The sequence below is a fragment of the Fontibacillus phaseoli genome (assembly GCF_003337355.1).
Lineage (GTDB): Bacteria > Bacillota > Bacilli > Paenibacillales > Paenibacillaceae > Fontibacillus > Fontibacillus phaseoli.
Map to the genome: position 1 here is coordinate 593,135 of NZ_QPJW01000002.1, position 25,271 is coordinate 618,405.

At 50.9% G+C, this 25,271-nt stretch carries 24 protein-coding genes; 4 read left to right on the forward strand and 20 right to left on the reverse strand.

What is annotated here, in order from left to right; translation table 11 throughout:
• Positions 1-162: 162 nt before the first annotated feature.
• The gene (locus DFP94_RS10045) at positions 163-1,512 is read right to left on the reverse strand and encodes a lytic polysaccharide monooxygenase (protein WP_114496325.1); all 1,350 of its coding nucleotides are present in this window, start codon (positions 1,510-1,512) and stop codon (positions 163-165) included.
• 600 nt (positions 1,513-2,112) lie between these two features.
• A complete protein-coding gene (locus DFP94_RS10050; RefSeq protein WP_114496326.1) occupies positions 2,113-2,949 on the reverse strand; it encodes a patatin-like phospholipase family protein in 837 nt (278 codons plus the stop codon).
• A gap of 492 nt (positions 2,950-3,441) precedes the next feature.
• Here DFP94_RS10050 and DFP94_RS10055 point away from each other — a divergent pair, with 492 nt between their 5' ends.
• Entirely contained in the window at positions 3,442-3,648 is a 207-nt protein-coding gene (locus DFP94_RS10055; RefSeq protein WP_147273846.1) for a hypothetical protein, read from the forward strand.
• Between the two features lie 57 nt (positions 3,649-3,705).
• On the opposite strand, the gene DFP94_RS10060 is transcribed toward DFP94_RS10055, so the two are convergent.
• Both DFP94_RS10060 and DFP94_RS10065 read right to left on the reverse strand, forming a co-directional pair.
• Positions 3,706-4,347, reverse strand: coding sequence for a DedA family protein (locus DFP94_RS10060; protein WP_114496328.1), 642 nt, complete (start codon positions 4,345-4,347; stop codon positions 3,706-3,708).
• Positions 4,348-4,482: 135 nt separating this feature from the next.
• Complete coding sequence (locus tag DFP94_RS10065; protein ID WP_114496329.1) at positions 4,483-5,022, reverse strand: PadR family transcriptional regulator; 540 nt, start codon at positions 5,020-5,022, stop codon at positions 4,483-4,485.
• 201 nt (positions 5,023-5,223) lie between these two features.
• Between DFP94_RS10065 and baiCD the strand changes: the two genes are divergently transcribed.
• Positions 5,224-7,152 (forward strand): bile acid Fe-S flavoenzyme BaiCD, encoded by a 1,929-nt coding sequence (gene baiCD / locus DFP94_RS10070; protein WP_114496330.1) that lies wholly within the window; start codon positions 5,224-5,226, stop codon positions 7,150-7,152.
• An 86-nt stretch (positions 7,153-7,238) separates the two neighbouring features.
• Here the strand turns inward: baiCD and pstB (DFP94_RS10075) are convergent, their stop codons facing one another.
• The 6 genes from pstB (DFP94_RS10075) to nrdR form a co-directional block, all read right to left on the reverse strand.
• Positions 7,239-7,997, reverse strand: coding sequence for a phosphate ABC transporter ATP-binding protein PstB (gene pstB, locus DFP94_RS10075; RefSeq protein ID WP_114496331.1), 759 nt, complete (start codon positions 7,995-7,997; stop codon positions 7,239-7,241).
• A gap of 10 nt (positions 7,998-8,007) precedes the next feature.
• Positions 8,008-8,895, reverse strand: coding sequence for a phosphate ABC transporter permease PstA (gene pstA / locus DFP94_RS10080; RefSeq protein ID WP_114496332.1), 888 nt, complete (start codon positions 8,893-8,895; stop codon positions 8,008-8,010).
• Positions 8,892-9,794 carry a phosphate ABC transporter permease subunit PstC gene (gene pstC, locus DFP94_RS10085; protein ID WP_114496333.1) on the reverse strand — a complete coding sequence of 301 codons (903 nt, stop codon included), beginning with the start codon at positions 9,792-9,794 and terminating at the stop codon, positions 8,892-8,894. The genes pstA and pstC overlap by 4 nt, the downstream gene beginning before the upstream one ends.
• 77 nt (positions 9,795-9,871) lie before the next feature.
• Entirely contained in the window at positions 9,872-10,813 is a 942-nt protein-coding gene (locus tag DFP94_RS10090; RefSeq protein ID WP_114496334.1) for a phosphate ABC transporter substrate-binding protein, read from the reverse strand.
• 211 nt (positions 10,814-11,024) lie between these two features.
• A complete protein-coding gene (locus DFP94_RS10095) occupies positions 11,025-11,213 on the reverse strand; it encodes a hypothetical protein (RefSeq protein ID WP_114496335.1) in 189 nt (62 codons plus the stop codon).
• A 41-nt stretch (positions 11,214-11,254) separates the two neighbouring features.
• Positions 11,255-11,725 carry a transcriptional regulator NrdR gene (gene nrdR / locus DFP94_RS10100; protein ID WP_114496336.1) on the reverse strand — a complete coding sequence of 157 codons (471 nt, stop codon included), beginning with the start codon at positions 11,723-11,725 and terminating at the stop codon, positions 11,255-11,257.
• Positions 11,726-11,856: 131 nt separating this feature from the next.
• Between nrdR and DFP94_RS10105 the strand changes: the two genes are divergently transcribed.
• Positions 11,857-12,081 carry an alpha/beta-type small acid-soluble spore protein gene (locus DFP94_RS10105; RefSeq protein WP_114496337.1) on the forward strand — a complete coding sequence of 75 codons (225 nt, stop codon included), beginning with the start codon at positions 11,857-11,859 and terminating at the stop codon, positions 12,079-12,081.
• An 89-nt stretch (positions 12,082-12,170) separates the two neighbouring features.
• Here the strand turns inward: DFP94_RS10105 and DFP94_RS10110 are convergent, their stop codons facing one another.
• The 10 genes from DFP94_RS10110 to DFP94_RS10155 all read right to left on the reverse strand — a co-directional run bounded on the left by DFP94_RS10110 (position 12,171) and on the right by DFP94_RS10155 (position 24,240).
• Complete coding sequence (locus tag DFP94_RS10110; RefSeq protein WP_114496338.1) at positions 12,171-12,734, reverse strand: lytic transglycosylase domain-containing protein; 564 nt, start codon at positions 12,732-12,734, stop codon at positions 12,171-12,173.
• Positions 12,731-13,327: a dephospho-CoA kinase gene (coaE, locus tag DFP94_RS10115; RefSeq protein WP_114496339.1), complete on the reverse strand. Its 597-nt coding sequence runs from the start codon at positions 13,325-13,327 to the stop codon at positions 12,731-12,733. The genes DFP94_RS10110 and coaE overlap by 4 nt, the downstream gene beginning before the upstream one ends.
• Positions 13,324-14,322 (reverse strand): DNA-formamidopyrimidine glycosylase, encoded by a 999-nt coding sequence (gene mutM / locus DFP94_RS10120; protein WP_114496340.1) that lies wholly within the window; start codon positions 14,320-14,322, stop codon positions 13,324-13,326. Before mutM ends, coaE begins: the two co-directional genes overlap by 4 nt.
• Before the next feature lie 32 nt (positions 14,323-14,354).
• The gene (polA, locus tag DFP94_RS10125; RefSeq protein ID WP_114496341.1) at positions 14,355-17,018 is read right to left on the reverse strand and encodes a DNA polymerase I; all 2,664 of its coding nucleotides are present in this window, start codon (positions 17,016-17,018) and stop codon (positions 14,355-14,357) included.
• 197 nt (positions 17,019-17,215) lie between these two features.
• Positions 17,216-17,875, reverse strand: a complete 660-nt coding sequence (gene phoU, locus DFP94_RS10130; RefSeq protein ID WP_114496342.1) for a phosphate signaling complex protein PhoU — start codon at positions 17,873-17,875, stop codon at positions 17,216-17,218.
• Positions 17,876-17,895: 20 nt separating this feature from the next.
• Positions 17,896-18,651 (reverse strand): phosphate ABC transporter ATP-binding protein PstB, encoded by a 756-nt coding sequence (pstB, locus tag DFP94_RS10135; RefSeq protein ID WP_114496343.1) that lies wholly within the window; start codon positions 18,649-18,651, stop codon positions 17,896-17,898.
• A 156-nt stretch (positions 18,652-18,807) separates the two neighbouring features.
• Complete coding sequence (locus tag DFP94_RS10140) at positions 18,808-19,911, reverse strand: methyl-accepting chemotaxis protein (protein ID WP_245954666.1); 1,104 nt, start codon at positions 19,909-19,911, stop codon at positions 18,808-18,810.
• Between the two features lie 122 nt (positions 19,912-20,033).
• The gene (locus DFP94_RS10145) at positions 20,034-20,759 is read right to left on the reverse strand and encodes a response regulator transcription factor (protein ID WP_114496345.1); all 726 of its coding nucleotides are present in this window, start codon (positions 20,757-20,759) and stop codon (positions 20,034-20,036) included.
• 119 nt (positions 20,760-20,878) lie between these two features.
• On the reverse strand, positions 20,879-22,681 hold the full coding sequence (gene pnpS, locus DFP94_RS10150; protein WP_114496346.1) for a two-component system histidine kinase PnpS: 1,803 nt from the start codon (positions 22,679-22,681) through the stop codon (positions 20,879-20,881).
• A 2-nt stretch (positions 22,682-22,683) separates the two neighbouring features.
• Entirely contained in the window at positions 22,684-24,240 is a 1,557-nt protein-coding gene (locus DFP94_RS10155) for a fumarate hydratase (protein WP_114496347.1), read from the reverse strand.
• 118 nt (positions 24,241-24,358) lie between these two features.
• On the opposite strand from DFP94_RS10155, the gene yfbR reads away from it, so the two are divergent.
• A complete protein-coding gene (gene yfbR / locus DFP94_RS10160) occupies positions 24,359-24,976 on the forward strand; it encodes a 5'-deoxynucleotidase (protein ID WP_114496348.1) in 618 nt (205 codons plus the stop codon).
• Positions 24,977-25,271: the final 295 nt, after the last annotated feature.

The window sequence follows — 25,271 nt, forward strand, 5'->3', positions numbered from 1 at the left end:
TGACATGCGGAGCCATGCCCACGCTCCATTCAACCAGCTTACCGTCTTCAGTAACGCCTGAACCGTTGAATAATTCGCCCCCGAAAAAACACCCCCTTGAGAAATCGTTCTCAAGGGGGGAGTGTCTAGCTTGTTCTAAAAGAGATGATTATATCATATCTATTATTTCAACAACCAAAGTGCGGGAACATTGCTAGGTTCCCATCCGACAAGCGAAGTATGGGCTTGACGGCATTCATACGTGCTTCCGTTGTAGCTTACCAGCGTCCCGACCGCGTAAGCTACATTCGGTGCCCAAGGCTGAGCGGATGGAGCGCTTGCCGTCGTAGCGCTCACAGCATTGCTGGCGGCGGACTCATTGCCGGCCGCATCGATGGCGCGCACCGTAAACGAATAGGCCGTACTTGCGCTAAGACCCGTTGCGGTATATGAGGTTGTCGTTCCGGAGACCGTTCCTGCCAGGGTGCTTCCACGATAGATCCGGTAGCCGGCAACTCCGACGTTGTCCGTGGAGGCGCCCCACGTGAGCGAAACGCTGGAGGAAGTCGGCGTTCCTTGTACACTCAAGTTGCCCGGAGCCGTTGGTGCCTGCGTGTCAGTCACGTTCGGACTCGTCGTCACACTGACGGTATTGCTGGCAGCGGACAAGTTCCCCGCGGCATCCACCGCCTTCACCTGGAAGGAATAAGGGGTGTTGGCCGTCAGCCCGGAGACCGTATAATTCAAGGTCGTGCCCGAGACGGCTGCGACTTGGCTTGAGCCGCTGTAAATCCGGTAGCCGGTCACGCCTACATTGTCCGATGAAGCGTTCCAGGACAAATTCACGCTCGTGGAAGTGACGCCCGACGAAGCAAGGGATGCCGGTGCGGTTGGTGCCTGATTGTCGACGGGATTACTGCCGCCGAAATTCACATCGATGACATTGTAAAATGCATTGGCCGTATCGGCGACTTCCCACACCGCCAAGATGACATGGTAACCGGTACGGGCCGGTACGTTACAAGTGTCTGAGTACGTATAAGGCGGTTGAACGCCGCCGTAATTCACGGAGCAAAACGGAGTCAGGTCGAACGAATCCCGGGTCAGCGGAGCATCCGGGTTCCAATTGGGTTTCGTAATATAGTATTTCCAGCTTGCCGTTCTGTGAGGGGCGGTCAGCTTCCAAGTGAAGGTATTCGTCCCGGAAGAAATATTGACTTTGGTCCAGCGGGTAGAGGATTGTTCATCCAGTTTCGGGAAGATTCCGCCTGCACTGGCGATTTTCCCGTCAGCGGGCCCCGCAGCCGGAAAACCCTTCGGAGCTTCCAGACTGTGAGGCTCATACACGACGGCGCCACAGTCCGTATTCTGGCCGGTTTTGCAAAGATAACCCCGGCTGCCCGGCGAATCGATATAACCGTGGGCGGATGCCTTTTCCGATAACAGGACCATACATAAAACAGCAATAAGCATAACTCCCAAAGAAGTAAACGCCTTCATCAACAATGAATTCGATAAACGAATAGAAGCCATTATCAATACCTCCTTAAGATTTGGATAGATCCTTTTATTTGGCAATGCTGTATACTTTCCTGTTACTCCAGATGAACGTAAATCCCGCCCCCTTCCATCCCGCATATTGGCCAGCACAATAAAAGTCTCATTCAGACCTGACACCGCACGCTCCTTCCTTAAGCAGATTTATATAAACCTTGAAAAGGCTTATATACAAACAGAAGTAATCTTGGAATATTGCTAGGGATAGGATAAGAAGATAGCGAAGTAGAGTAAATCGAAATGAGTAGAAGGCAATAAAAAGAGGAAGAAAAAAGGAAAAATTGTATCTTTGTCCAATTATATACCCACCTGTGACTTTTGTGTGAATATTCTTTAAAAAACAGTGATTTTTGACAGAAAGTGTAGTTATTTATAATTCTCAGAAGGACAAGTACGAACTACAATCCGGAAGGCCAGATTCTTTAGATTCTCGCCTACTGAAATAATTTTGACTGTAAATATCCAATAAAGCGGCCTGCATGCCAAAAAAGCTTATCCCCTTGTAATCCAAGCAGGAATAAGCTTTCATGATGTGTGGTTGTGAGGTGTGGCTGAAAATCGCAACGGCTGAGATAATTACTGGAACAGGCTGCGGATGTCGCTCATACGCTCTGACGCTAATGCATAGCCATGCTGGCAGCTTTCACGCAACTTGCCGATATCCTTCTCAAAGCTGTCCAGCGGTGCCGCCGGACGAATAATGACCGCCCGTCCTTCCCTTTCCAGTTGTTCGCATAATGCTACGGTTTCATTGTACCGCTCATGTCTCATGAGCAACACTTGCTCGAGTTTCGGATACTTGCGGCGAAGCAGCCGGGCTACCCTTACATTGCGTTTGCCCAGCGTTTTTCGGTAGCCTTCCGGCTGGGTTAACACAATCAAATGCTTGTCGTTCCCGTCGGCGATCGCTTTCCGAATCGGAATCGGATCGGCCAACCCTCCGTCATAATACTTTTGCCCGTTCAGTTCGATAGCCGGGAACACCAGCGGAATAGCGCATGTAGCCCGGAGCATGGTCCACTGCTCGTCCGCCTCTAGCCCGTTCATATATTCCGGCAAACCGGTGCTGGCGTTCGTCACCCCTACAAGAAGTTTGCCTGAATAATTACGATATGTTGCGGTATCAAACGGAATCAGTTTTGCCGGAATTTCCCCGAATACAAAATCGAGTCCAAACAAGCTGCGGCTCTTTAAAAAATTCCGGTATCCTAAGTATCTGGGGTCATGCCGATACTTCTCCATAATCTCCAGGTTTCTTCGCTTTTGCCTGGAGATATAGGAGATCCCGTTGCTAATCCCGGCGGAAACTCCAATACAGTATGGAAACATCAGGTCCTGGTCCAGCAGCGCATCCATCACGCCGGAACTGAAAATAGGACGTAGGGTTCCCCCTTCCAATACTAAACTCGGCACTCTAATCCTCCTTATTGCTTGAAGCGTTTTTCTGAATTCAAAGTTAACCTTACTAAAATCATAGTTCACGGAAATAAAAATGTAAATGATAAGCAATATTTCCGGTAATTATTAAAAAGGACCCCGCCCGCAGGCAGAGTCCTAAAAGGGATATTGTCTAACTACACAAATGTTCTGGATACAATAACCAAGAGGATGAACAATACCAAAATGACTCCAGTAGAAGTAAAAATTCCTCCCACGTATCCTCCGCCGTTATTTCCGTTATCGTAGCAACCCGACATAGCTTTCCCTCCCTTTTTCAGTATACCGTATCGTATTATTGACTCCGTCTAAGGGCCACGGCATTCGCACAGACTATAAAAATAAAGACATCATCTTACGGCAATAATCCGCTCCGAATTTATTTGTGCCCATATTTATTAAAACGCCTATTCAAGTCGTTTCCGCCGGCATATCATAAAGAAAGACGATTTGAAGCAGGTGGTACGTTTGCCCAACAGAGGAAGAATGGTCAGGACTAAGAATAAAAAAAACGGCAACGGCGGCGGCAATAACGAGATCGCCAGCACCGAACTTAGCGCGGATGATTTAGCCATTATCGGGGCTGGACTTGCCGTCCTGGGGGATCTGTTCGCCTTTTTATCCTTAATTAAAGTGCAGCAAGAAGAAAAAGGAACGGAGAACGGGAAAGGGTAAATCATTAAAGAGCGCCGAGACGCTTCTGTCCCGACGCTTTTTTGAATAGAAATGAATTTAACCCAGCTCTTTCTTCGGATTAGCTTGCTTCAGTCTCCACTTTCTCCATTTACGCCACCTTAAGTATAATAATCCAAGCAAAAGCACGCCTAATCCGCTGAAAAAATAAACCAGATACTTCTCTACCAGCAGGATAACATGCTGCCATTGCTCCCCGAAAATGTACCCGATTCCGACAAAAACGACAACCCACAAAGCCGCCCCAGGGTACGCATACAATGCGAAGGTCCGGAAGGGAATCTTTATGATCCCGACAAAGTAGCCGAAAAACTGCCTCACGCCCGGGATAAAAAAGCTGATCAACAACATCCTGTTTCCGTATTTATCATAGGTTTTTCTCGTTTTCTCCAAATGGGACGGCTTCAAAAAAAACCACTTGCCATAGCGTTGAATTAACGGAGCTCCTACATGATGTCCAATCAAATAAGTAATCGTTATTCCGATCGCCGACCCGGCGAATCCTACCAGGATGGCGGGCAGTGCATCAAGAACGCCTTTATATGCCAGATATCCGGTATAGGTCAATGTCGTTTGCCCGGGCGGAAGCGGCAATGCAATAAAATCTACCGGTAGTCCGAGCAGCAGTACGAAATAACCGTATTCCCGGAACATCCCTTCAATCCATTCCAACACGTTCATAAATAAATAGTCTCCTCTTTCCCTGTTCCAAAGGCCCGCTTCCCTTTGCGCCGCCCGTGTGTAATATGTTAATTAATAGTATGCACGGCAAAACGCAAATTCAAAATAGACTCAGGTCGTGTCCTTTCCCGGTCTTTAGTCTATGGTGGCAGGCTTGTCCTTAAGCTGCTCGATCATTTCGGAAATCAATTCTTTTTCCTTCTCGATCATATTTTGAGTATAGAAATAAAGTTCAGAAGAGTACATCAGGTACTTGCTTTCGCCAACGGAGTGAGACAACTTTTCCAGCCGCTTCTCCTTGTCTTGCACAATCGTCATCCGGTAATCGAGCAGCCTATAACGCGTTTCATCATTCATAAGATTATAGTAGGCTAACCGGATGCTCCACTCGTCATCCATCTCGATCAATTCGGGCGTAAAACGGTTAATCGTATCATGAAAGACTTGGCTGCCGATTGCCGTGATGGCATATACATGCCGGTTCGGCCGTCCTTCCTGCTCCTCCATCGTCTTGCTGACCATTCCCCGCTCTTCAAATTGCTTCAATTTGGGATAAAGGGAGTTGTTGTTGATAATTTTTTTGTTGTTCATGACAAATAGAATATTTTTCTTGATTTCATAACCATGCTTGGGTCCCTGCATTAACTGGGCCAGTATTAGTATCTCTATATCCATGTAGCTCCTCCGTACCTTGAAATCCAACTGATCGCTTCATATCCCTTTATTTTACTCCATCCTACATAACGTGCCAATCAATTGTTTGAACGTGATATAGTTCGTGATTTATTTCACATAATTATCGAAATCCTCATTTTATAATAAGGTTAAAATTAACCTATGTTATTTTATTCTTAATACAGGAAAGGAAGATGCAGGATGGCATCATTTTCATACTTGTTCAGTCCGCAAAAAATCGGAAACATGGAGTTAAAGAACCGGGTCATTCTTCCCGCGATGGGTACGAAAATGAATGAACCGGGGGGGTACGTAAGCCAGCGGCTGATCGATTATCACGTCGCCCGGGCCAAAGGCGGCTGCGGCTTGAACACCGTTGAAGTTACCACCGTTCATCCGACGGCTTATACGGAGGATTCACCTGCATTATTTGACGATAAATTTATTCCCGGCATGAAAAAATTAGCAGACAGCATCCGTGAAGCAGGCGGGAAAAGTTGCCTTCAATTATGGCACGGAGGCAAGGTTGCGTATAATCCGAACCAAGTATCCTCTTCTCCTGTAGCATTTGAAGGATCAACGGTCATTCCCCGAGAGCTGGCTACCTCGGAAGTGCCCGAAATGGTGCAAGCCTACGCCGATGCTGCAACCCGTGCCAAACAAGCCGGTTTTGACAGCGTGGAATTTCACGCCGGGCACGGCTACTTGCCGCAGCAATTCTTAAGTCCAGCCATGAACTTCCGGCAGGATGAATACGGCGGCTCGTGGGAGAACCGTACCCGATTTCCGCTGGAATGCATCGCTGCCATCCGCCATGCGGTTGGTCCCGGCTTTCCGATTCTGATGCGCATCTCGGCGATCGAGGATCTGCCGGGCGGACTTACCCTGGAGGATATGAAGGCATTCAGCGCACTCGCGGAACAAGCCGGCATCGATGCGATCAACGTTTCCCGCGGCGTTCCGGCGGGGGCGGCAATTAAGTATGAAGTGCCGCCTATCGATTTGCCGGTCGGCTTCAACGTCGATAATGCGGCTCAGATCAAATCCGCGGTCACCATTCCGGTAATTGCCGTAGGGCGTATCAACGATCCCGCCGTCGCTGACCGGATCATCGGAGAAGGACTGGCCGACTTTGTCGCTATCGGACGGGCCCAACTGGCCGATCCGGAATTTTGCGCCAAGGCGGAAAACGGGCGGGAAGGCGAAATCATTAAATGCGTCGGCTGCGACCAGGGCTGCTTCGACGGATTCGTGAACCCGAATGTGCCGTTTATCAGCTGCATGTTCAATCCCGCCACCGGCCGGGAAAAAGAATATGAACTCGTTCCGGCCGAGCGGCCGAAGAAAGTGCTTATCGCCGGGGGTGGCCCGGCAGGCCTGGAAGCGGCCGTAATATTGAAGCGGCGGGGCCATGAGCCGATCCTGTGCGAGAAGAGCGCGATGCTAGGCGGGCAGCTTTACATCGCTGGAGCGGCGCCGCGCAAGGAAGAGATGGCCGCGGCGGCGATCGGCATGGGAGAAGCGGCGAAGCGGGCTGGCGTAGAAATCCGTTTGGAAACGGAAGTCACGCCGGACCTGATCCGGGAAATTAAGCCGGATCAAGTGATTCTCGCCACCGGCTCCGCACCGGTGATCCTGCCGGTTGAAGGCGCCGACCTTGCGCACGTAGCAGGCTCCCATGATGTCCTATGGGGGACGGTTATTCCGGTGGGCAACGTCGTCATCATCGGCGGCGGCCTGGTCGGCCTTGAAGTGGCCGAATTGCTCGTTGAACGCGGGCAGAAGGTGACCGTAGTGGAGATGCAGAACGAAGTAGCCGCAGACCTGAGACTGCTGCGCAAAATATGCGTCATGGAAAGTCTATACGGTCACGGCGTAAATCTCATGACGAACAGTAAATGCCTGTCCATCGGACCGGACAGCGTCCTTATCGATCAAGGCGGAGAAGAACATTCCCTCCCTGCCGATTATGTCGTGCTGGCCGTCGGCTCCAAATCTTTGGACAAACAAAATCTGATCGATTGTCTGGAAGAGTGCAGCATTCCGTATCATATCGTAGGCGACGCGAAACAGGCTCGCCGGGCTCTGAACGCGATCTGGGAAGCCGCGAAAGTGGCCAGAACGATCTGACGATCTTGGCGTGTCTTTTCCACCATGAACAATCATCTAAAATTCAAAAACCCGGTTGGCAATAAGCCAGCCGGGTTTTTGATAGTTCATCCGAAACGTCCGGAAATATAATCATCCGTCCGTTTATCCGACGGATTCGTAAACATTTTACTCGTATCGCCATACTCCACTAATTCACCCATCAGGAAAAATGCGGTTTTCTCGGATACGCGGGCTGCCTGATGCATATTGTGGGTAACGATAATAATGCAGTATTCACGCTTCAATTCAGCAATCAGTTCTTCGATCTTCGCGCTCGACACCGGGTCCAACGCTGATGCAGGCTCATCCATCAAGATGATGCTCGGGCTGACCGCAATCGATCTGGCGATGCAAAGCCGCTGCTGCTGGCCGCCGGATAACGAGAGCGCGGAACGGTTCAACCTGTCCTTCGTCTCTTCCCATAACGCGGCTTTGATGAGCGACTCTTCCACGATCTGATCCAGCTTCTTCTTGTCGCGGATTCCGTGATAACGCGGTCCGAAGGCGATATTTTCATAAATCGACTTATGGAACGGATTCGGCCGCTGCCAGACCATGCCGATTTTTTGCCGCAAAAGCACGACGTCCGTCTTAGGGTCATTGATATTCTCATCCCCGATCCAGATTTCACCGGTAATCTGCGCACCGTCGATTAGATCGTTCATCCGATTCAAGCTGCGCAAAAACGTGGATTTTCCGCAACCGGAAGGACCGATCAAAGCCGTGACCTGTCTTGCGGCAAAGTCTAGCGAAATCTCCTTGACCGCTTGCTTTTCCCCATAGAATACGCTCAAATCCTTGGTGGCCAATTCAATATTTTGCATGGGAGTCCTCCTATTTCGTAGCCGTAAATTTCTTGTGCAGCAGACGGCCGACCCATCGCGCCAGCAAGTTAAACAGCAGCACCGTGAGAATCAGGACCGCCGAAGCTCCTGCAGCGATCTCCGGCGCATCCGGAGCCAAGCCCTCGGAATTGATTTTCCAGATGTGCACGGCCAGCGTCTCGGCAGGACGGAACGGATTGAGCGGCGACATCGGACTGAGCGGATTCCAATCCGAAAAGTCCAGTCTCGGACTGCTCATGCCCGCGGTAAACAGCAATGCCGCCGCTTCACCGAAGACGCGGCCCGCGGCCAGGATCGTACCGGTGAGAATAATCGGCAGGGCAATCGGCAGCATAATCGATTTGATCGTTTTCCATTTGGATAAGCCCAGCGCCAGGCTCGCTTCTTTTTGCGCTTGGGGAACGCTGGCCATGCCTTGTTCCGTGATTCGCACCATCAGCGGCAGGTTGAATACCGTTAAGGCAAGCGCACCCGAAAACAACGAGAACCCGAAGCCGAATACATTTACGAAGACAAGCAAGCCGAACAAACCGACAACGATCGAAGGAAAGGACGATAACACTTCCACTATCAGGCGGATAAAATCCGTCACCTTCCCCGGCTTCGCGTATTCGCTCATATATATACCCGCTCCTAAACCAAGCGGAATCGTAATGATCATTGTGAGAACGAGCAGGAACAGAGAGTTAAACAGCTGCGGCCCAATCCCGCCGCCCGCCTTGATCGTTTGCGGGGCTGAAGTCAGGAAATCAAAGCTGATATGACCCACGCCGCGTACAAGAATAAACCCGAGCAAACCGGCCATGATCAGAATGATGATGCCTGCAAAAAAAATGATGACTGCCGTTGCGATTTTATCTGCGGTTTTTGCGCTCATCGGTTTGCCCTCCTTTCAAGCCACCGGACAATGAATACAAAGACAAAGGTCATCAGCATGAGAATTAGTGCCAGCGTCCAGAGCACGTTGTTTTGTGTCGACCCCATTACCGTGTTCCCCATACTGAGCGTAATTGCACTTGTCAATGTTGAGGTGGATTCGAACAGGGAATGCGGAATATGTGGTGCATTCCCGATGACCATTTGCACGGCGAGCGCTTCCCCGAACGCCCGGGCCATGCCCAGTACGACGCCGGTCATGAGCGCGGGCAGCGTCGTCGGAATCACTGTGCGGGCCAACGTCTGCCAGCGCGTTGCGCCAAGCGCATAAGAGCCTTCTTTCAGTCCAGGCGGGAGCGCTGCGAGCGCATCGGTCGCAATGGAGGTCATCGTCGGCAAAATCATGACCGACAACACGCTGGCCCCGGCTGCGATCCCGAGACCTTGTCCCGGAAAGATATCCCGGTAAAGCGGAACGATTACGCTTAGACCTACGAAACCGTAAACGACGGATGGAATGCCGGCAAGCAGTTCAATCGCCGGCTGCAAAAATTTCCGGCCCACCTTCGGCATGATTTCCACCATGAACAGGGCAGCGCAAATACTGAGCGGTGCCGAGATCAGAGCCGCCAGGATGGACGTACTGAAGGACCCGATAATAAACGGTAGCGCCCCGAACAGCGGCGGTTCTCCATCCGGTTTCCATTTGGTTCCCCCGAAAATTTCCCCAAAAGAAATCCCGTCTTTAATAAAGGAACTGAAGCCCTTAGTGGCGACAAAATAGACTAAGGAAAAAATAGTCACTACCAAAAGCACAATACATAAGGAGGTAAAAACTTTACCAGTCCACTCTTCAATAATGTGCTGTTTTATTTTACGTTTCTCTCTGGACTGAGCCATGAGACCTCTCCTTTTTTAAAGCACAGAAAGAGGCAGAGTGATCCGCCTCTTGTCTTGCTGTATGATGTTATCGGGATTTATTTCGTGATATTGCCGTCAACGTCGCGCTTCACTTGCATTTTGTTGGCTGGAATGTATCCCAGCTCCACTACGTCCCCGTTTTGCACTTCGTCGGATACCATGTAGTCCAGGAAAGCTTTAACGACTTCGTTCGGTTCGCCTTTCGTGTACATGTGCTCATATGCCCATACCGGATAAGTACCGTTAGCCACATTGTCTTCCGTAGCTTCCACGCCTTCATATTTCACAGTTTTAACGCTATCGTCCAGATAGGAAAGGGCAAGGTAACCGATGGCTCCCGGTGTTTCACCTACGAGTTTTTTAACCGTACCCGAGGAATCTTCTTGAATGGCTTTAGGAAGATCTTCCGTTTTGGTTCCGAGCGCATATTTTTCAAAAGTGGCACGCGTCCCGGAGCTGGAAGGTCTGTTAATGATTTGGATCGCTTGATCCGGACCACCCGCATCTTTCCAGTTCGTAATTTTCCCTGTGAAGATTTGAACCAGTTGATCTTTTGTCAAGTTATCGATATTTACATCAGGATTGACTACAGCGGCCATAGCCACAACTGCGACTTGATGGTCAACCAGTTCACCCGCCGGTCCTGCTTCCAGCTTCTCTTCGGCAAATACGTCCGAGTTACCGATATCCGCTTGCCCGCCCGATACTTGCGTCAATCCGGTACCGCTGCCTCCGCCTTGAACTTGGATGGAGACTTTAGAATTTTGATCCATGAAATTTTTCGAAGCTTGATCCACCAAAGGTTGCAGAGCCGAAGAGCCGACGGCCAAAATGGAACCGGACAACTCGGAAGCCGTATTGCCGTTTCCTCCGTTTGCCGCGCTGTTGGCGCCGCCTTCGTTCCCCGCCGTATTATTATTCGATTTGTCGCCTTGACCGCATGCAGCCAGAGCGAAAGTCAAGATCAGCGTCATTACCAAAGTCAAACTCTTTTTCATTGTTATATTTGCCCCCTCATTTGTTTGTACAAAATTGATTATAAAGAGCAAACATCAATCCCATGTTTTTGTTTTGTAAACGCAATGTAAAAAATATAGGCTTCTGTGTCGGATTGTAAACGGAGAGTGAAGATTCGCTTCCAAAAAAAGACGACCGGACCGCGGATATGAAATCCATGGTTCAGTCGTCTTGATTATCTGATATATCCTTTCACAAAGAAGCCCTTCGTCCGATCCGCTTTCCCGCAAACACGCCAATGATGACGCCGGCCAGGCCAATAACCGAAACGGACGCTATCAGCGTATAGGATTGCCAGCGCATTATAAACGCCAAGCCGCTGCCGAAAGTCGTACCCGCCAAAAAACCGAAGGCCGGCCCTGTCAATTGCTTGATTTTCACCCGAACGTCTCTCCTTTTCAGGGAAAGAAGTTTCAAATGAATCAGGCATCCTCTCCCGTATTTTTGGATAACAGGCCCTTCAATTCCTTCATAAACATATTGATATCTTTAAACTGCCGGTAAACCGAAGCAAAGCGCACATATGCAACTTCATCGACCGGATACAACTGCTCCATGACCAGTTCGCCGATTTCCCGGCTCTCTACCTCGGCCGTGGCCGAATGACGAAGCGAACGCTCCACCTCGGAAACGATGGATTCCAGCTGATCCACGGATACCGGTCTCTTTTCACAAGCCCGGATCAAGCCGCGCAACATTTTCTCTCGGCTAAATTCTTCCCGGCTGCCGTCTTTCTTAATCACGATCAGCGGCATTTCCTCCACCATTTCAAAGGTTGTGAAACGGCGGCTGCATTTCTCACATTCACGCCGGCGGCGGATGGAGCGGTTTTCATTTGCCGGTCTTGAATCCAGCACCTTGGTTCCTAAAAAATCGCAGTACGGACATTTCAAGCGTGATGCCCTCCCTTCAGTATGCTATAATCTCATTTTATAATAATTCCAATAAATAACTTTAAAAACAGGTAATGAACTTTCCCTTCACCGAGCATAATACAGTTACCAACCACAAGGAGGTGAACATCATGGCCCAAAATAATAATTCCTCGTCGAATAACCTGGTGGTTAGACAAGCTACCGGAGCGCTGGAGCAATTAAAATACGAAGTTGCTCAGGAGCTTGGCATCTCTTTCCCGCAAGACGGATATGCTGGTAACCTGACTTCCTACGAAAACGGTTCGATCGGTGGTTTCATTACCAAACGTTTGGTAACTTTGGCCGAGCAACAACTGGCAGGTCAATTTCAATAAACAACCGATGAACACCGGGAAGCATAGACAGCCCTTGCTGTCTATGCTTCCTTTTCTATACGAGCACTAAGCGAATGAACAAGCATGGCCTAGAGGTTCTCATAAATGTTGGAATACTGCTCATAATAATGGGACACCCGTTGAACGTAATGGCGGGTTTCGCCAAACGGGATATTTTTGGTCGTTTCCAGCCTGCCGTCCCAACGCCCGCTTTTGATCCAGTTCTTCACATTGGTCGGACCCGCATTATAGGCGGCAATTACAGCGACCATGTTCCCGTCGAACTGGTTTGACAACGATTTCAGGTACCAGGTCCCGATGCGGATGTTCGTCCCGCTCTCATCCTTTACCCGATCCAGTGCGACGTCCTCCAGCTTTGCTTTATCTATAACCCATTTCGCCGTATCGGGCATGATTTGCATAATGCCGAGCGCGCCTTTTTTCGACTCCGCCCCGGGTTTATAATTCGTTTCCACCTTGATGATCGCGGCGACGATCAAAGGATCAATATCGTTATTGCCGGCATGATACCGTATTTCATCTTTATAATAAATCGGATAAAACAGCGATAACCAAGCGGAATTAAGAAATAAGACCAGGATAAAGCCCAGAAGCAGCAGAAGAAGCACTCTTTTTTTTCGCAGCCACCTCATCCCAGTCCCTTTTTCCGCCAGAAGTCGTCTATTTGAAGTTCCGTCTCTTCCCTGCCGAGACTGTTATCAATCAAAATATCCGCCCTCTCTCTCTTTAATTCGATATCCATTTGGGCACGAAGCCTCGCTTCGGCCTCCTTCCGGGTCATTCCGTCCCTTGCCAATAAACGCTCCAATTGAAGCTCGCGCGGAACGTAAACCACCATCACCTCGTCATACAGACTTTCCAGTCCGGACTCATAAAGGAGAGGAATATCCGCCACGACAAGCCGGTGCGGGTCTCCTGCCTCCAATTCCGCCATCCTTTGCTCCATTTCAAGGCGGATCGCCGGGTGTGTAATCGCCTCCAGCGCTTTTCGCTCCTCGGTATCGGAGAAAACGATGGCCCCCAGCCGTTTCCGGTCGAGTCCTCCGCAAGGAGTCAGCACGGCTTGTCCAAACCGCCGCGCAACGGCGGCAAGGACCGGATGACCCGGCTCCATGATTTCTCTCGCGATGACATCGGCATCAATTAAAGCAGCTCCACGCTGGACCAGCATCTGCGAAACCGTGCTTTTCCCGGTGGCGATTCCTCCGGTCAATCCGATATTCATCTCCTCACTCCATTTCCAGTTGACTCAGTGGATGAAACCGGCCCTTCTGGACCCTGCTTCCCGGCGAATTTCTTGGCGATTGGATTGCCGGGCTTCTTGCCGGATTTCGCACTTGGTTTTGTACCCGGTTTCTCGCTTCCGTCAGACTTACCCAACCGTCCTCGCCCCCCCGGAGGCTGGCAGTTCGGACAGAAATGCGTACCCCGTCCGCCGACTACCGTTTTCTCCACGGGTTGTCCGCAATTTTGGCACGGTTCCCCCTGCCGCCCGTATATCCGTAGTGAATGCTGGAACATCCCCATTTCTCCTTGCCCGTTCACATAGGATTTGATTGAGGAGCCCCCCGCATCCACAGCTTCAGTCAGGGTGGTCAGGATCGCTTCATAAAGAAGATCCAATTCGGCATTACTGAGCGTGTTCGCTGGATGCTCCGGATGGATGCCTGCACGGAAGAGCGCCTCATCCACATAAATATTCCCCAAGCCTACCACATATTCCTGGTTCAGCAAGGCCGGCTTGATCTTAGTCGTCCGCTTGGCGATGGCTTTGCGGAAAGCATCCGGCGTGAAGGACTCATCCAGCGGTTCCAATCCCAGTTTGACCAAAGGCTTATGGTTAAATTCCTCGCCGGGAAGAAACAAATGCATCGTTCCGAATTGGCGTACGTCCTTGTATCTCAACTCGGTTCCATCCGTAAAATGAAAGATGACATGCGTATGCTTCTCTACAGGTTCGCTGCTGTTATATAGGCCGTACCGGCCTTCCATCCGTAAATGGGAGACCAGCACAATCCCGTCCATCATGATCCGCAGAAATTTCCCCCTGCGGCCAACCTCCAGAATCTGATGCCCGGCCAATTCCGTTTCGAAACGCCGGATATCGTCCGGCCGCTGAATAATCCGTGGCAGCGATACCGTAACGGATTGTATCGTTTTGCCGACAATGAGGCCGGTCAATGTTCGTCTGACCGTCTCTACCTCTGGAAGTTCCGGCATGTTTATTTCACCTCGTTACGTAATTAATTCTTCTACTTCGCTTCGTACCAGTTCACCCCGCTGCTAACTTCAGCTTTAAGCGGCACGGACAGTTGGAGCGCCTTCTCCATCGTCTCCGGCACAAGCTTCGTCATTGCTTCAAGTTCTTCCGGCGGTACTTCGAATACAAGTTCGTCATGCACCTGCAGCAGCATCCGGCTCTTCAAGCCGTGAGTGTGCAGCGCCTCGTCCATCAACACCATCGCCAGTTTGATAATGTCGGCGGCCGTGCCCTGGATCGGCGTATTCATCGCCGTTCTTTCGGCAAAGGAACGGAGATTAAAGTTGGAAGCGTTGATCTCCGGAAGATATCGCCTACGCTCCAATAACGTCTTGACGTAACCGTCCCGCTTGGCGTCACGAACGATATCATCCATGTATTTGCGTACCCCCTGGAAGGCATCAAAATACTGGTCGATAAACCGGGCCGCTTCCTTCCGGGTAATATTCAGGTTCTGGGACAATCCGTAATCGCTGATCCCGTATACGATCCCGAAATTGACGGCTTTGGCGGAGCGGCGCATATTGGCGTCCACCTGATCTGCAGAAACGCCGAACACGTCCATCGCCGTTTTGGTGTGAATATCCATGTCATGCTGAAAAGCTTCCATCAGCCCTTCGTCTCCCGAAATATGAGCCAACACGCGTAGTTCGATTTGTGAATAGTCGGCCCCCAAAATGAGCCAGCCTTCCTCGGAAGGAACGAATACTTTCCGGATTTTCCGGCCTTCCTCCATACGAATCGGTATGTTTTGCAGGTTCGGAAATTGGCTGCTCAGTCTTCCGGTGGCGGCCACGGTCTGCCGGAAATAGGTATGCACCTTGCCCGTCTCGCTGCGGATTTCCTTCAACAGGCCTTCTACATAGGTAGACTGCAGTTTCGCCAACTGGCGGTACTCCAATATATATTGGACGATCTCGTTATATGGCGCCAGCTTCTCCAGCACTTCCGCGTCTGTGGAATAACCCGTTTTGGTCTTCTTGATTACAGGCAGCCCCAGCTTATCGAACAAAATTTCGCCAAGCTGCTTCGGTGAATTCAGATTGAATTCCACTCCGGCGATTTCATATATTTGCAAAACCAACCTGCTGATCTGGGATTCAAATTCTTTGCCCAATTCCGTCAGGTCTTCACGGTTAACGGCGATGCCCTGTTTCTCCATGTCAGCCAAAATACGGGACAACGGCATCTCCAGTTCGTAAAAAAGAGACTTCATTTCGTTCTTTTCCAATTCGGCCTGCTGGAGAGGAACGATCTTCATGATCGAGTCGCTCTTGCGGGCCAAATGAGAGCTAAGCGTTGCATCATCCGGAACTTTGAATTTAGCGCCCTTCCCGTATACCTCATCATCCGAAACCAACCGGGAAATTCCGTACTTTGCCGTCAACGCGCTCAAGGTTTGATCGTTTTCCGTCGGGTCGAGGAGATAAGCGGCAAGCTGAATATCGAAGTAAGCGCCGGCAAAAGAAATCCCTTCCCAATGCAGGGCCAGGTCGATCCGGTGCAAATCATAACCTCGCTTCGATATCTTTTCATTTCCAAGCCAGGCTACGACAGACTCAGCTTCCCCGCTCTTCAAAAACTGCGGCGAGATGTAGAAGTGGCGGTCCGGGGTCGACAAGACCATGCCCATAAGCTCGGCATGATGCGGGTTCTCTCCGGCCGCCTCGACGTACAAGCTGCCGATTTCAGGAAGCAACTCCGTCAGCGCCGGCATTGCGGCGGAATCTACAATCGTGACATCCAGTTCCGGCGCAGGTTCTGCCGGAGCCGCACTGCCGCCAGCTTCCCCCGTACCCGTAAAAGACAAGCGCTCTAACAACGATTTGAATTCCAGCTTACGCAGCGTCGGAACCGCTGTCTCTTCCTGCAAGCCATTAAAAGTCATGTCATCCCAGGAGCGCTCCACAGGCACTTCCCGAAAAATGGTAGCCAGACGCTTGCTCATCCGGGCATCTTCGGCATGATTCACCAGGTTCTCTTTCATCTTTCCTTTCAATTCGTCGGTATGTGAAAGCACTTCTTCAACCGAACCGAACTGATGCAGCAATTTCAGCGCCGTCTTCTCCCCAATGCCGGGCACGCCCGGGATATTATCGGACGCATCTCCCATAAGACCTTTTAAATCAATAATTTGCAGCGGACGAAGTCCGTACTTTTCTTCTATTTCATTGGGCCCGAAGGGTTCCACCTCGCTAATTCCCTTCCGGGTCAAGGCCACGGTGACTTTGTCGCTAACGACTTGCAGCATATCCTTGTCACCGGTAACTACGAGCACTTCACGCCCCGATTCTTCCCCTTGCTTGCTGATCGTACCGATAATGTCATCCGCCTCGTAACCGGGCAGCTCGAACCAGGCGATCCCGAAGCTTTCAAGCAGTTCGCGCATCAGCGGGAATTGCTCCGACAGCTCGGACGGCGTCTTCTCGCGGCCGCCTTTATAATCCTGGTAACCTTCGTGACGGAAAGTTTCTTTTCCCGCATCGAACGCCACCAGGATATGGGTCGGTTGTTGCTCCTGGATCAAACGCAGCAGCATATTTGTAAATCCGTATACGGCATTCGTGTGCAGCCCGCTTGAATTGGTCAGGGGCGGCATCGCGAAAAAAGCGCGATAAATAATGCTATTGCCATCGATAAGAATCAATTTTTCCATATGACACCTCGTCCTTCAGCATACTCCTTTACCTATTCTAACACATGCATCCCGTTAATAAAAAAGCAAAAACGCCGGGTTGTCCGACGCTGCTTGCAAACTGGAGGAAACTAGAATTACGGTCGGAAATCATCTCGTCAAAAAAAGACGTTTCGGCCTCAAGTCGGCTAAGAAACGTCTCATCTGTACTTTGAGTTCTATTGATTTAAATCCGGGCGGTGTCCCGTTACGAGATAAACCGCACTCTCCCCGATGTTGGTGGCATGGTCGGCAATCCGTTCGATGTAACGGCCGACCAATGTCAAAAGCATTGCCTGCTGCAGTTCACCGGCATGTTCAACCATATGGGCATACAAATCCCGGATAATTTGGCTGTACAAATGGTCTACCTCATCGTCATCCTTTGCCATCTTATAAGCCAAATCCGTATTTTCATCCAAATAGGATTGCAGCGACTCTTGCACCATCGTTACGACCAGTTCGGCCATTTTCGGAATATCGACGAGCGGTTTGATCAGAGTCTGGCCTTCCAGACGTATCGTCACTTTAGCGATATCTATCGCAAGATCGCCCATCCGTTCCAGGTCGCTGGAGATTTTGAAGGCGACGATAATGCGGCGCAAATCCTTGGCTACCGGCTGTTGGGTCACGATCAGCCTTGAACCCAGATCCATTACCTGTTCTTCCATTTGATTGAGGATAATATCCCGCTCAACGATCTTCTTCGCTTTATCGGCGTCGAAGGTTTGCAAAGCCGTAATCGAATCGGTCAGCGCATGTTCCACATGTTCTCCCATTTGTCTGAGCAATTGGCGCAAATCCTCGAGATTCTGATCAAACTCTCTTCTTTGTATCATCTTAAGTTGCCTCCTCCTAATTAACCGAACCGGCCGGAAATATAATCTTCAGTGCGGGAATCCCGCGGAGTTGAGAACAGGGTTCGCGTATCGTCAGCCTCCACGATCTCGCCGTTCAAGAAGAAAACAGTGCGGTCCGAAATCCGGGCAGCTTGATGCATGTTATGCGTAACCATTACTATCGTATACTTGTCTTTCAATTCCTGGACGAGCTCCTCGATCTTGAGCGTGGAGATCGGATCCAAGGCGGACGTGGCTTCGTCCATCAGCAGAATTTGCGGCTGAACCGCAATCGCCCGGGCTATGCAAAGCCGCTGCTGCTGCCCTCCGGACAAACTGAGTGCCGAGCGCTTGAGGAAATCCTTGACCTCGTCCCACAACACGGCCTGCCGCAGGCTTTGCTCGACGATTTCGTCCAGTTCGGCCTTGTTTTTCGTCCCATGCAATCTTGGTCCGTAAGCTACATTGTCATAAATCGATTTGGGAAAAGGATTCGGTTGCTGGAACACCATGCCAACCTGTTTGCGCAACATTTCCACCTGGACGTCATCGCCATAAATTTCGCTTCCCGCAATCAGAACCGAGCCTTCGATCCTTGTCGTGGGAATCATGTCATTCATCCGGTTAAGCGTACGAAGCAAGGTCGATTTCCCGCACCCCGAGGGGCCGATAAAAGCAGTAATCGCTTTTTCCGGAATATCGAGCGATACATTTTTCAATGCATGAAACTGGTCGTAGTACAAATTCAAACTTTCAATATGAATAATCGGTGTCATGACATATCTCCCACAGAATGTATTATCAATACGAAACACGGACTTCGCCCTGGAGCGTGCCCGTGCCGAGAGCTTAGGTAAATAGGTACATGACGATTTTACCTTTCCTATGTAAAAAGGGATAAGCCGGATTGTAAAATCTATGTAAAATTTTCGTCATTCCGACTCCGCCAGTTTGGATAATTCTTTACGTACCAGTCCGGTAGTCCTTGCGGCGCTCTCTGAGGATTGAACCACTTCCCGACCGCGCAATTCGGTCTGATGAGCGGATTCTACAAGCAGTCCGAATGTATCTTCAGCCTTCTCAACCCTGCCTAGGCTTTCGTCCATTTCCTTTGCCGTAGAAAATGCGGTTTTCGCCGTCTGATTTACCAGTTCGCCGACCAATTCCAGCGTAGCGCCGATTTCCCCGGACAATTGCTTGGTCTGCATGGACAGCTTGCGTACCTCGCCGGCCACAACCGCAAAGCCCCGCCCGTGCTCCCCGGCGCGAGCCGCCTCGATGGAAGCATTCATCGCCAGCATCCCGCTTTGATCCGCCAAATCCCGGATCCGTGCGGCAACCAGGGAAATTTCTCCCGCACGGGCGCTCAGTTCGGTGACTTGCCGCTCCTGCGATCGGGTCATTCCCGCTACTCTGGTAAACGAGGCTTTCACTTCCTCCAGCTCCAGCCTCCCTGCCGACGCCAGAGCGGACATCCGCCCGGATTCCGTTAAGCTGCGTTTCGAAGCCTCCGATGCCTCATCTACAGCCTGTTCAATCTCCTCCACTCGGCTACGGCTCTTGCATACCGCTTTACGCCGGGCTTCCTCCGCCTCGCGCTGCAAATCCCTCGACAGCATCATTAGATCCTGAACCGTTAAAATCCCTTTATATTTACCCTGATGCGTCACGATCATGCTGTCATAAAAATGGTGGTCTTCCCGGCTCAATGCCGCATCCAGCAGTTCCCGCGCCGAGACAGTTAACTCACAGACAAGCGGGTTCCGTTCGGCAAACTCCCGAGCAGGCCGCTCGTAGAAAAGGTCAGCCGCAAATCTCCCTGCCAGATGGCGGAAAAACACATCCCGCATCATCAGCCCGATTGGAAAGTTCCTTTCGTCACAAACTACGATACAGGGAAGATCCGGCTGTTTTTGAAACATCCGCAGCACGTCGCGGCATAACTCCAGTGGATAGATCACCGGCACAATCCGGCAATAGTCTACCGCTTTCACCCGGCTATCTTTTGTCAATTCAAGAACTGCCTGGTTGCTCAACACTACCACTCCTTTTCCCTCATAAAACATGAGTATGCCAGAATGATAGATCAATAATGTTATGGGAGTGTTCACAGGACTAAAGACCTATGTAAAAAAACAAACAGCCCATCATCGCAGTTTCAATGATGGACCGTTTTTTTCTTGTTTACAACAAGCTTGTACCCTACGCCGCGAATGGAATCGATGTGCACGGAACCGGGATCGAGTTCCAGCTTTTTGCGCAAAGAACTGACATGGACGTCCACCGTACGCTGTCCGCCGATATAATCGAATCCCCACACCGCATTCATCAAATCATCCCGGGTCATCACAACCCCAGGTTTGCGTGCGAGATACAGCAGGACCTCAAACTCTTTCGGTCTTAGCGTAATCTGCTCCCCGTTCAGCGTTACTTCATACTTTTCAGGGTAAACGGTGAGCGCGCCGAGCGAAATTTGGGCTTCTGTCTGAACCGGCATCGGTTCCCGATCCTCCTGTCCGTTCGACCGACGGAGAACTGCAGCCACTCGGGCCAGGAGCTCGGCAACGCCAAACGGCTTAGTGATATAGTCATCCGCGCCGGACTTCAAACCCTCGACAACTTCTTCCTCCGCATTTTTGGCCGTCAAAATAATAATCGGCGTTGTCACGCCTTCTCCCCGAAGCTTGGACATGATTTCGAACCCGTTCATCCCCGGAAGCATCAGGTCCAGCAAAATCAAATCGAATTCCTGCTGCATCGCCGTATCAAAACCGGTCTGGCCATGTTCGGCCACGACTACCTGGTATCCCTCACTGGTTAAATTGTAAGACAGCAGTCTAGAAAGCGTCGGTTCATCTTCTATTACCAACAATCGCTGCGTCATGGTAACCCCCATTTTCTCCGAAAGTCTCAAATTAGCCGTTATGATTCTTATCAAACAAGCCAAGCATAACATGGATATGTTAACGGGGTGTAAAAATATAAAAATACGGAAAAGTCAAATCAATGTTCATCCTCATGCTGCTGCATAAAGGGGAGCTCCAGTATAAACGAAGATCCTTCCCCAACCTTGCTTTCTACACGGAGGGTTCCGCGGTGCAGCTCAGACAAGTGTTTGACAATAGATAGCCCCAGTCCGGTACCGCCCGAACTGCGCGACCTTGCTTTATCCACCCGGTAGAAACGTTCAAATATCCGCGGCAGGTCTTTTTTCGGAATGCCGATGCCCGTATCGCTGACCGTGACCCGGACTTTCTCTTCTTCTTCAGCTTCGCCTAATACTTCAACATCAACTCTTACCTTCCCGCCTTCCAGCGTATAACTGATCGCATTGGAGAGCAAATTCATAAAAATTTGTTTCAGCCGATCCTCATCCCCTTCAATGAAGAGATGCTCCGGAATATTCTGCAGCATCACGATCGATTTTTTGGTCGCGGCAGGCTGCAGCATTTCAAAGATGCTGTCGAACAGTTCCTTAAGGTGAACCGGAGCATATTCCAACGGCACTCGCTTCGATTCGATTTTGGACAGCTCCAGGATATCCCCGATAAGCCGGTTTAGCCGCTCCCCCTCATCATGGATGATCTGCAAAAAGGATCGCTCCGTCTCCTCGTCCTTCACCCCGCCGGCCAGCAGCGTTTCCGCAAACCCTTTTACCGCTGCGATCGGCGTTTTCAATTCGTGGGATACATTTGCGACAAATTCGCTGCGCATCACTTCCAGACGCCGGATGTCCGTAACGTCCTGGAGTAAAAACAACATCCCCCGGTAGCTCCCGTCATCCTCAAACATAGGGACTCCGTCAAACTGCAGGATCAGCTCTTCCGGATCGTAGACGTTCCGTTCCTCCGTGATTAACTCCTTGGCGGTTATTCCCTCCTCCACGAATTTCATAAACTCATAATTTCGTTTCAGATCCTGATAAGGCTTGCCGAGAATCTGCTCGCCCCGGAGATGCAATATACGCTCCGCCTCTCGGTTGATCAAGGCTACTCTACCGAAACAATCGACCATCAAAATCCCGCCGGTCATATTCGCCAGTACGCTTTGCATCAAGTCTTCATTATCATGGATGACTTTGAGCTGCTGCTGCAAACTGTCGGCCATTCCATTGATGGTCTGGCCCAATTGACCGATCTCATCCTTGCGGTTCAAATTCACCCTGGCATCATAATCAAGTCCCGAAATCCGGTTGGCCACCTTGGTAATATGCTCCAGCGGCCTGGTCAGCCCGGCGGCTACCCGGTAACTGACAACAGCTGCGGCCAAAAACAGGAGCAGAAGGCCGCCCGCCATCAGGTACCAGCCTTTATTGAGCTCTTTGCCGACGGCCTCCAGGCTCATGGACAACCTGATGTATCCGTCAAACCCGGTGTCCGACTTAACGTGACGGGCCACATAGAGCATATCTTGCCCTATGGTCTCGCTATGGCGGATCGCACTGCCGACAGAAGCTCCGCTTGCCGACTGGATCTCTTCGCGTTTTCGATGATTATCCATATCCTCAGGCCGCATTTCCGAATCGCCGATCACCGTGCCGTCCAGGTTAATAAATGTGATCCGCGAATCGGTCAGGTTATCAAGCTCCCGAGCTTTGGCCGTATAGAACTCGACGGCATTATCGCCGTCAGGGGATATGAATGGAAATGTGCTTTCCAGCAAATTGATTTCCCGCGCCATGTTTTCTTCCAAGGCACGGATATGGGAATCCTTAAACAATTGCGCCATCGTCAATCCGGCCGCAAGCATGGAAATTCCAACCAGGCTCATTAAAATAATAGTAAGTCGGGTACGAAAAGTTTTCATCTTTATTTGAACACCGCTTCTTTAAAAGTGGCCAGTTTCTCCAGCGACTCTTTTTCTACGCCTGCATGCAGACTGTTGCCGTGCGAATCCATCGTAACGATCGCCTGAAAGTCCTCGGCTTGCAAATGCCACATCGCTTCCGGTATGCCGAACTCCATGAAATCCACGCCGTTCACCTTCTTTAAGCACTTGGCATAATACTGGGCGGCTCCGCCGATCGCGTTCAGGTATACCCCTCCGTGTTCTTGAAGCGCTGCAAGCGTTCGCGGCCCCATCCCGCCCTTGCCGATGACTGCGCGAATGCCGAATTTCTTGATGATGTCGCCTTGATAAGGCTCCTCACGGATGCTTGTCGTAGGTCCGGCGGCCATAACGCGCCAACCTTGATCGTTCTTAAGCATGACCGGGCCGCAATGGTAAATAACGGATCCGTTCAGATCAACCGGTGCATCGTGATCCATCAGGTACTTATGCAACGCATCGCGTCCCGTATGAATTTCGCCCTTTATCGTTACGACGTCGCCTACGCGGAGGCTGCGGATCTTTTCTTCCGAAATCGGCGTTTGGAGCACGATCTCCCGGCCCTCCGAGGGCTGTGCCTGGGCTTCACCGGCAGCGTCTGCTTCCGTCTTCTGCGGAAACTCCTCCATCGCTACCTCGCTGCCGGCCGGATACAGCCAGCCGCCGATTTCCCCTGTAGAGGGATCCATTTTCACGCCTTGGCGGCGAAACGCCCAACAGTTATACGCTACCGAGACAAAAAAGCTCGCCGGCAGGCGGTTGGCTACTCCGACTTTGCAGCCCAGCAGCGTCACTTCGCCGCCGAACCCCATCGTGCCGATGCCGAGTTGGTTCCCGGCTTCCATAATGTAACGTTCAAGCTGGTCCAGTTCGGCAATCGGGTTGACGTCGTCCACCTCACGGAACAGCTGTTGCTTGGCCAGCTCATACCCCGTCGTCCGGTCTCCCCCGATGCCGACGCCGATAAAGCCCGCGCTGCAGCCTTGACCCTGCGCCTGATATACCGCATGCAAAATGCATTTGCGGATTCCGTCCAAATCCCGTCCCGCGCGGCCGAGTCCTTCCAATTCAGCCGGCAGGCTGTATTGAATATTTTTATTTTCACATCCGCCGCCCTTCAAAATAAGCCGCATGTCGATGTAATCCTCTTCCCATTGCTCAAAATGAATCACCGGCGTTCCGGGTCCCAGGTTGTCCCCGCTGTTCTCTCCGGTAAGCGAGTCAACCGAATTCGGACGCAGTTTGCCGTCTTTCGTAGCACGCTGAATCGCCGATTTGATGACTTTCTTCAGCTCGATCTGGTTCACACCAACCGGGGTATGCACGACAAAGGTCGGCATTCCTGTATCCTGGCAGATCGGGGAAATTTGCTCCTCGGCCATGTTTATGTTTTGCGTAATTGTCGATAGTGCCAGACCCGCACGAGTACCCTGATTCTCCAGCGCCCGCCCCGAGTTAACCGCACGGCGGACGTCTCCAGGCAAGTTAGTTGAAGTTTCCACAATTAATTGATAAACGCTTTCTTCAAACTGGTGCATGATCCGAATTCCCCTCTCTTGTCTTCGAAATCTGAATAGCTTTATAATAACATAGTACCTAATCAGAGGTTGAAAATATATACAAATTCATCGCGTAAAAAAGAGAGGTTTCTCACTGATGAGCTATCATTTTTCCGCTTATATGTACCGCCTGCGGTCCATCAAACGTTGGAGTCTGATGCGGAGCACGGCCGCTGAAAACGTGGCCGAACATTCCTTCCATGTGGCTTTGCTGGCCCATCTCCTGTGCGAGATCGGCAACGGGCTGTTCGGACGCCGGTTGAACGCGGAACGCGCGGCCACGCTCGCCTTATTCCATGATGCGACTGAAGTATTCACCGGGGATATTCCTACCCCCGTCAAACACCACAATCCAAGGCTGCTGTCCAATTTCCGGGAGATGGAAGGGATCGCCGCCGAGCGGCTTCTTTCCATGATCCCTCCTGCCTTGCAGCCGACCTATGCACCTCTGCTGGCACCGGGAACCCATCTTGGTCCCGAAGGCGATGCCGAGTTGCTGAAGATCGTAAAAGCAGCCGACAGCCTGGACGCATACCTGAAATGCGCATGGGAATTAACCGCCGGGAACCGGGAGTTCGCCGTCGCAAAACAGCAGCTGGCGGACAAATTGGAACGCCTGAACCTGCCTGAAGTAGCCTATTTCCTCGAACACTTCGCGCCTAGCTTCGAAATGACGCTCGATGAACTGTCCGGGGACGAGGTACCGACGGATTAGCGTTAGTTATTTTTGGGGTTAAGCAATGGCTATTAACTGGATTTCCTCCAGTTAATTTGCCCGATTCCCCCGAATCTGGCGAAATAGCAGGAAAACCTACAGCTAATTCGCTGTTTTTCCTGCCAGCACAACGATTTCGACCAATCTAACTGTAGGTTTTCCAGTTAAATTTGCGATAGGTGGTATTGTCAGAAAATTAACTATAAAGCCCCCTAATCACCTTGGACACTTACAGGCTAAACAATATACAATAAAAATTAGCTGGAGGTAGTCCATATGAGAGTACAGCACAGCA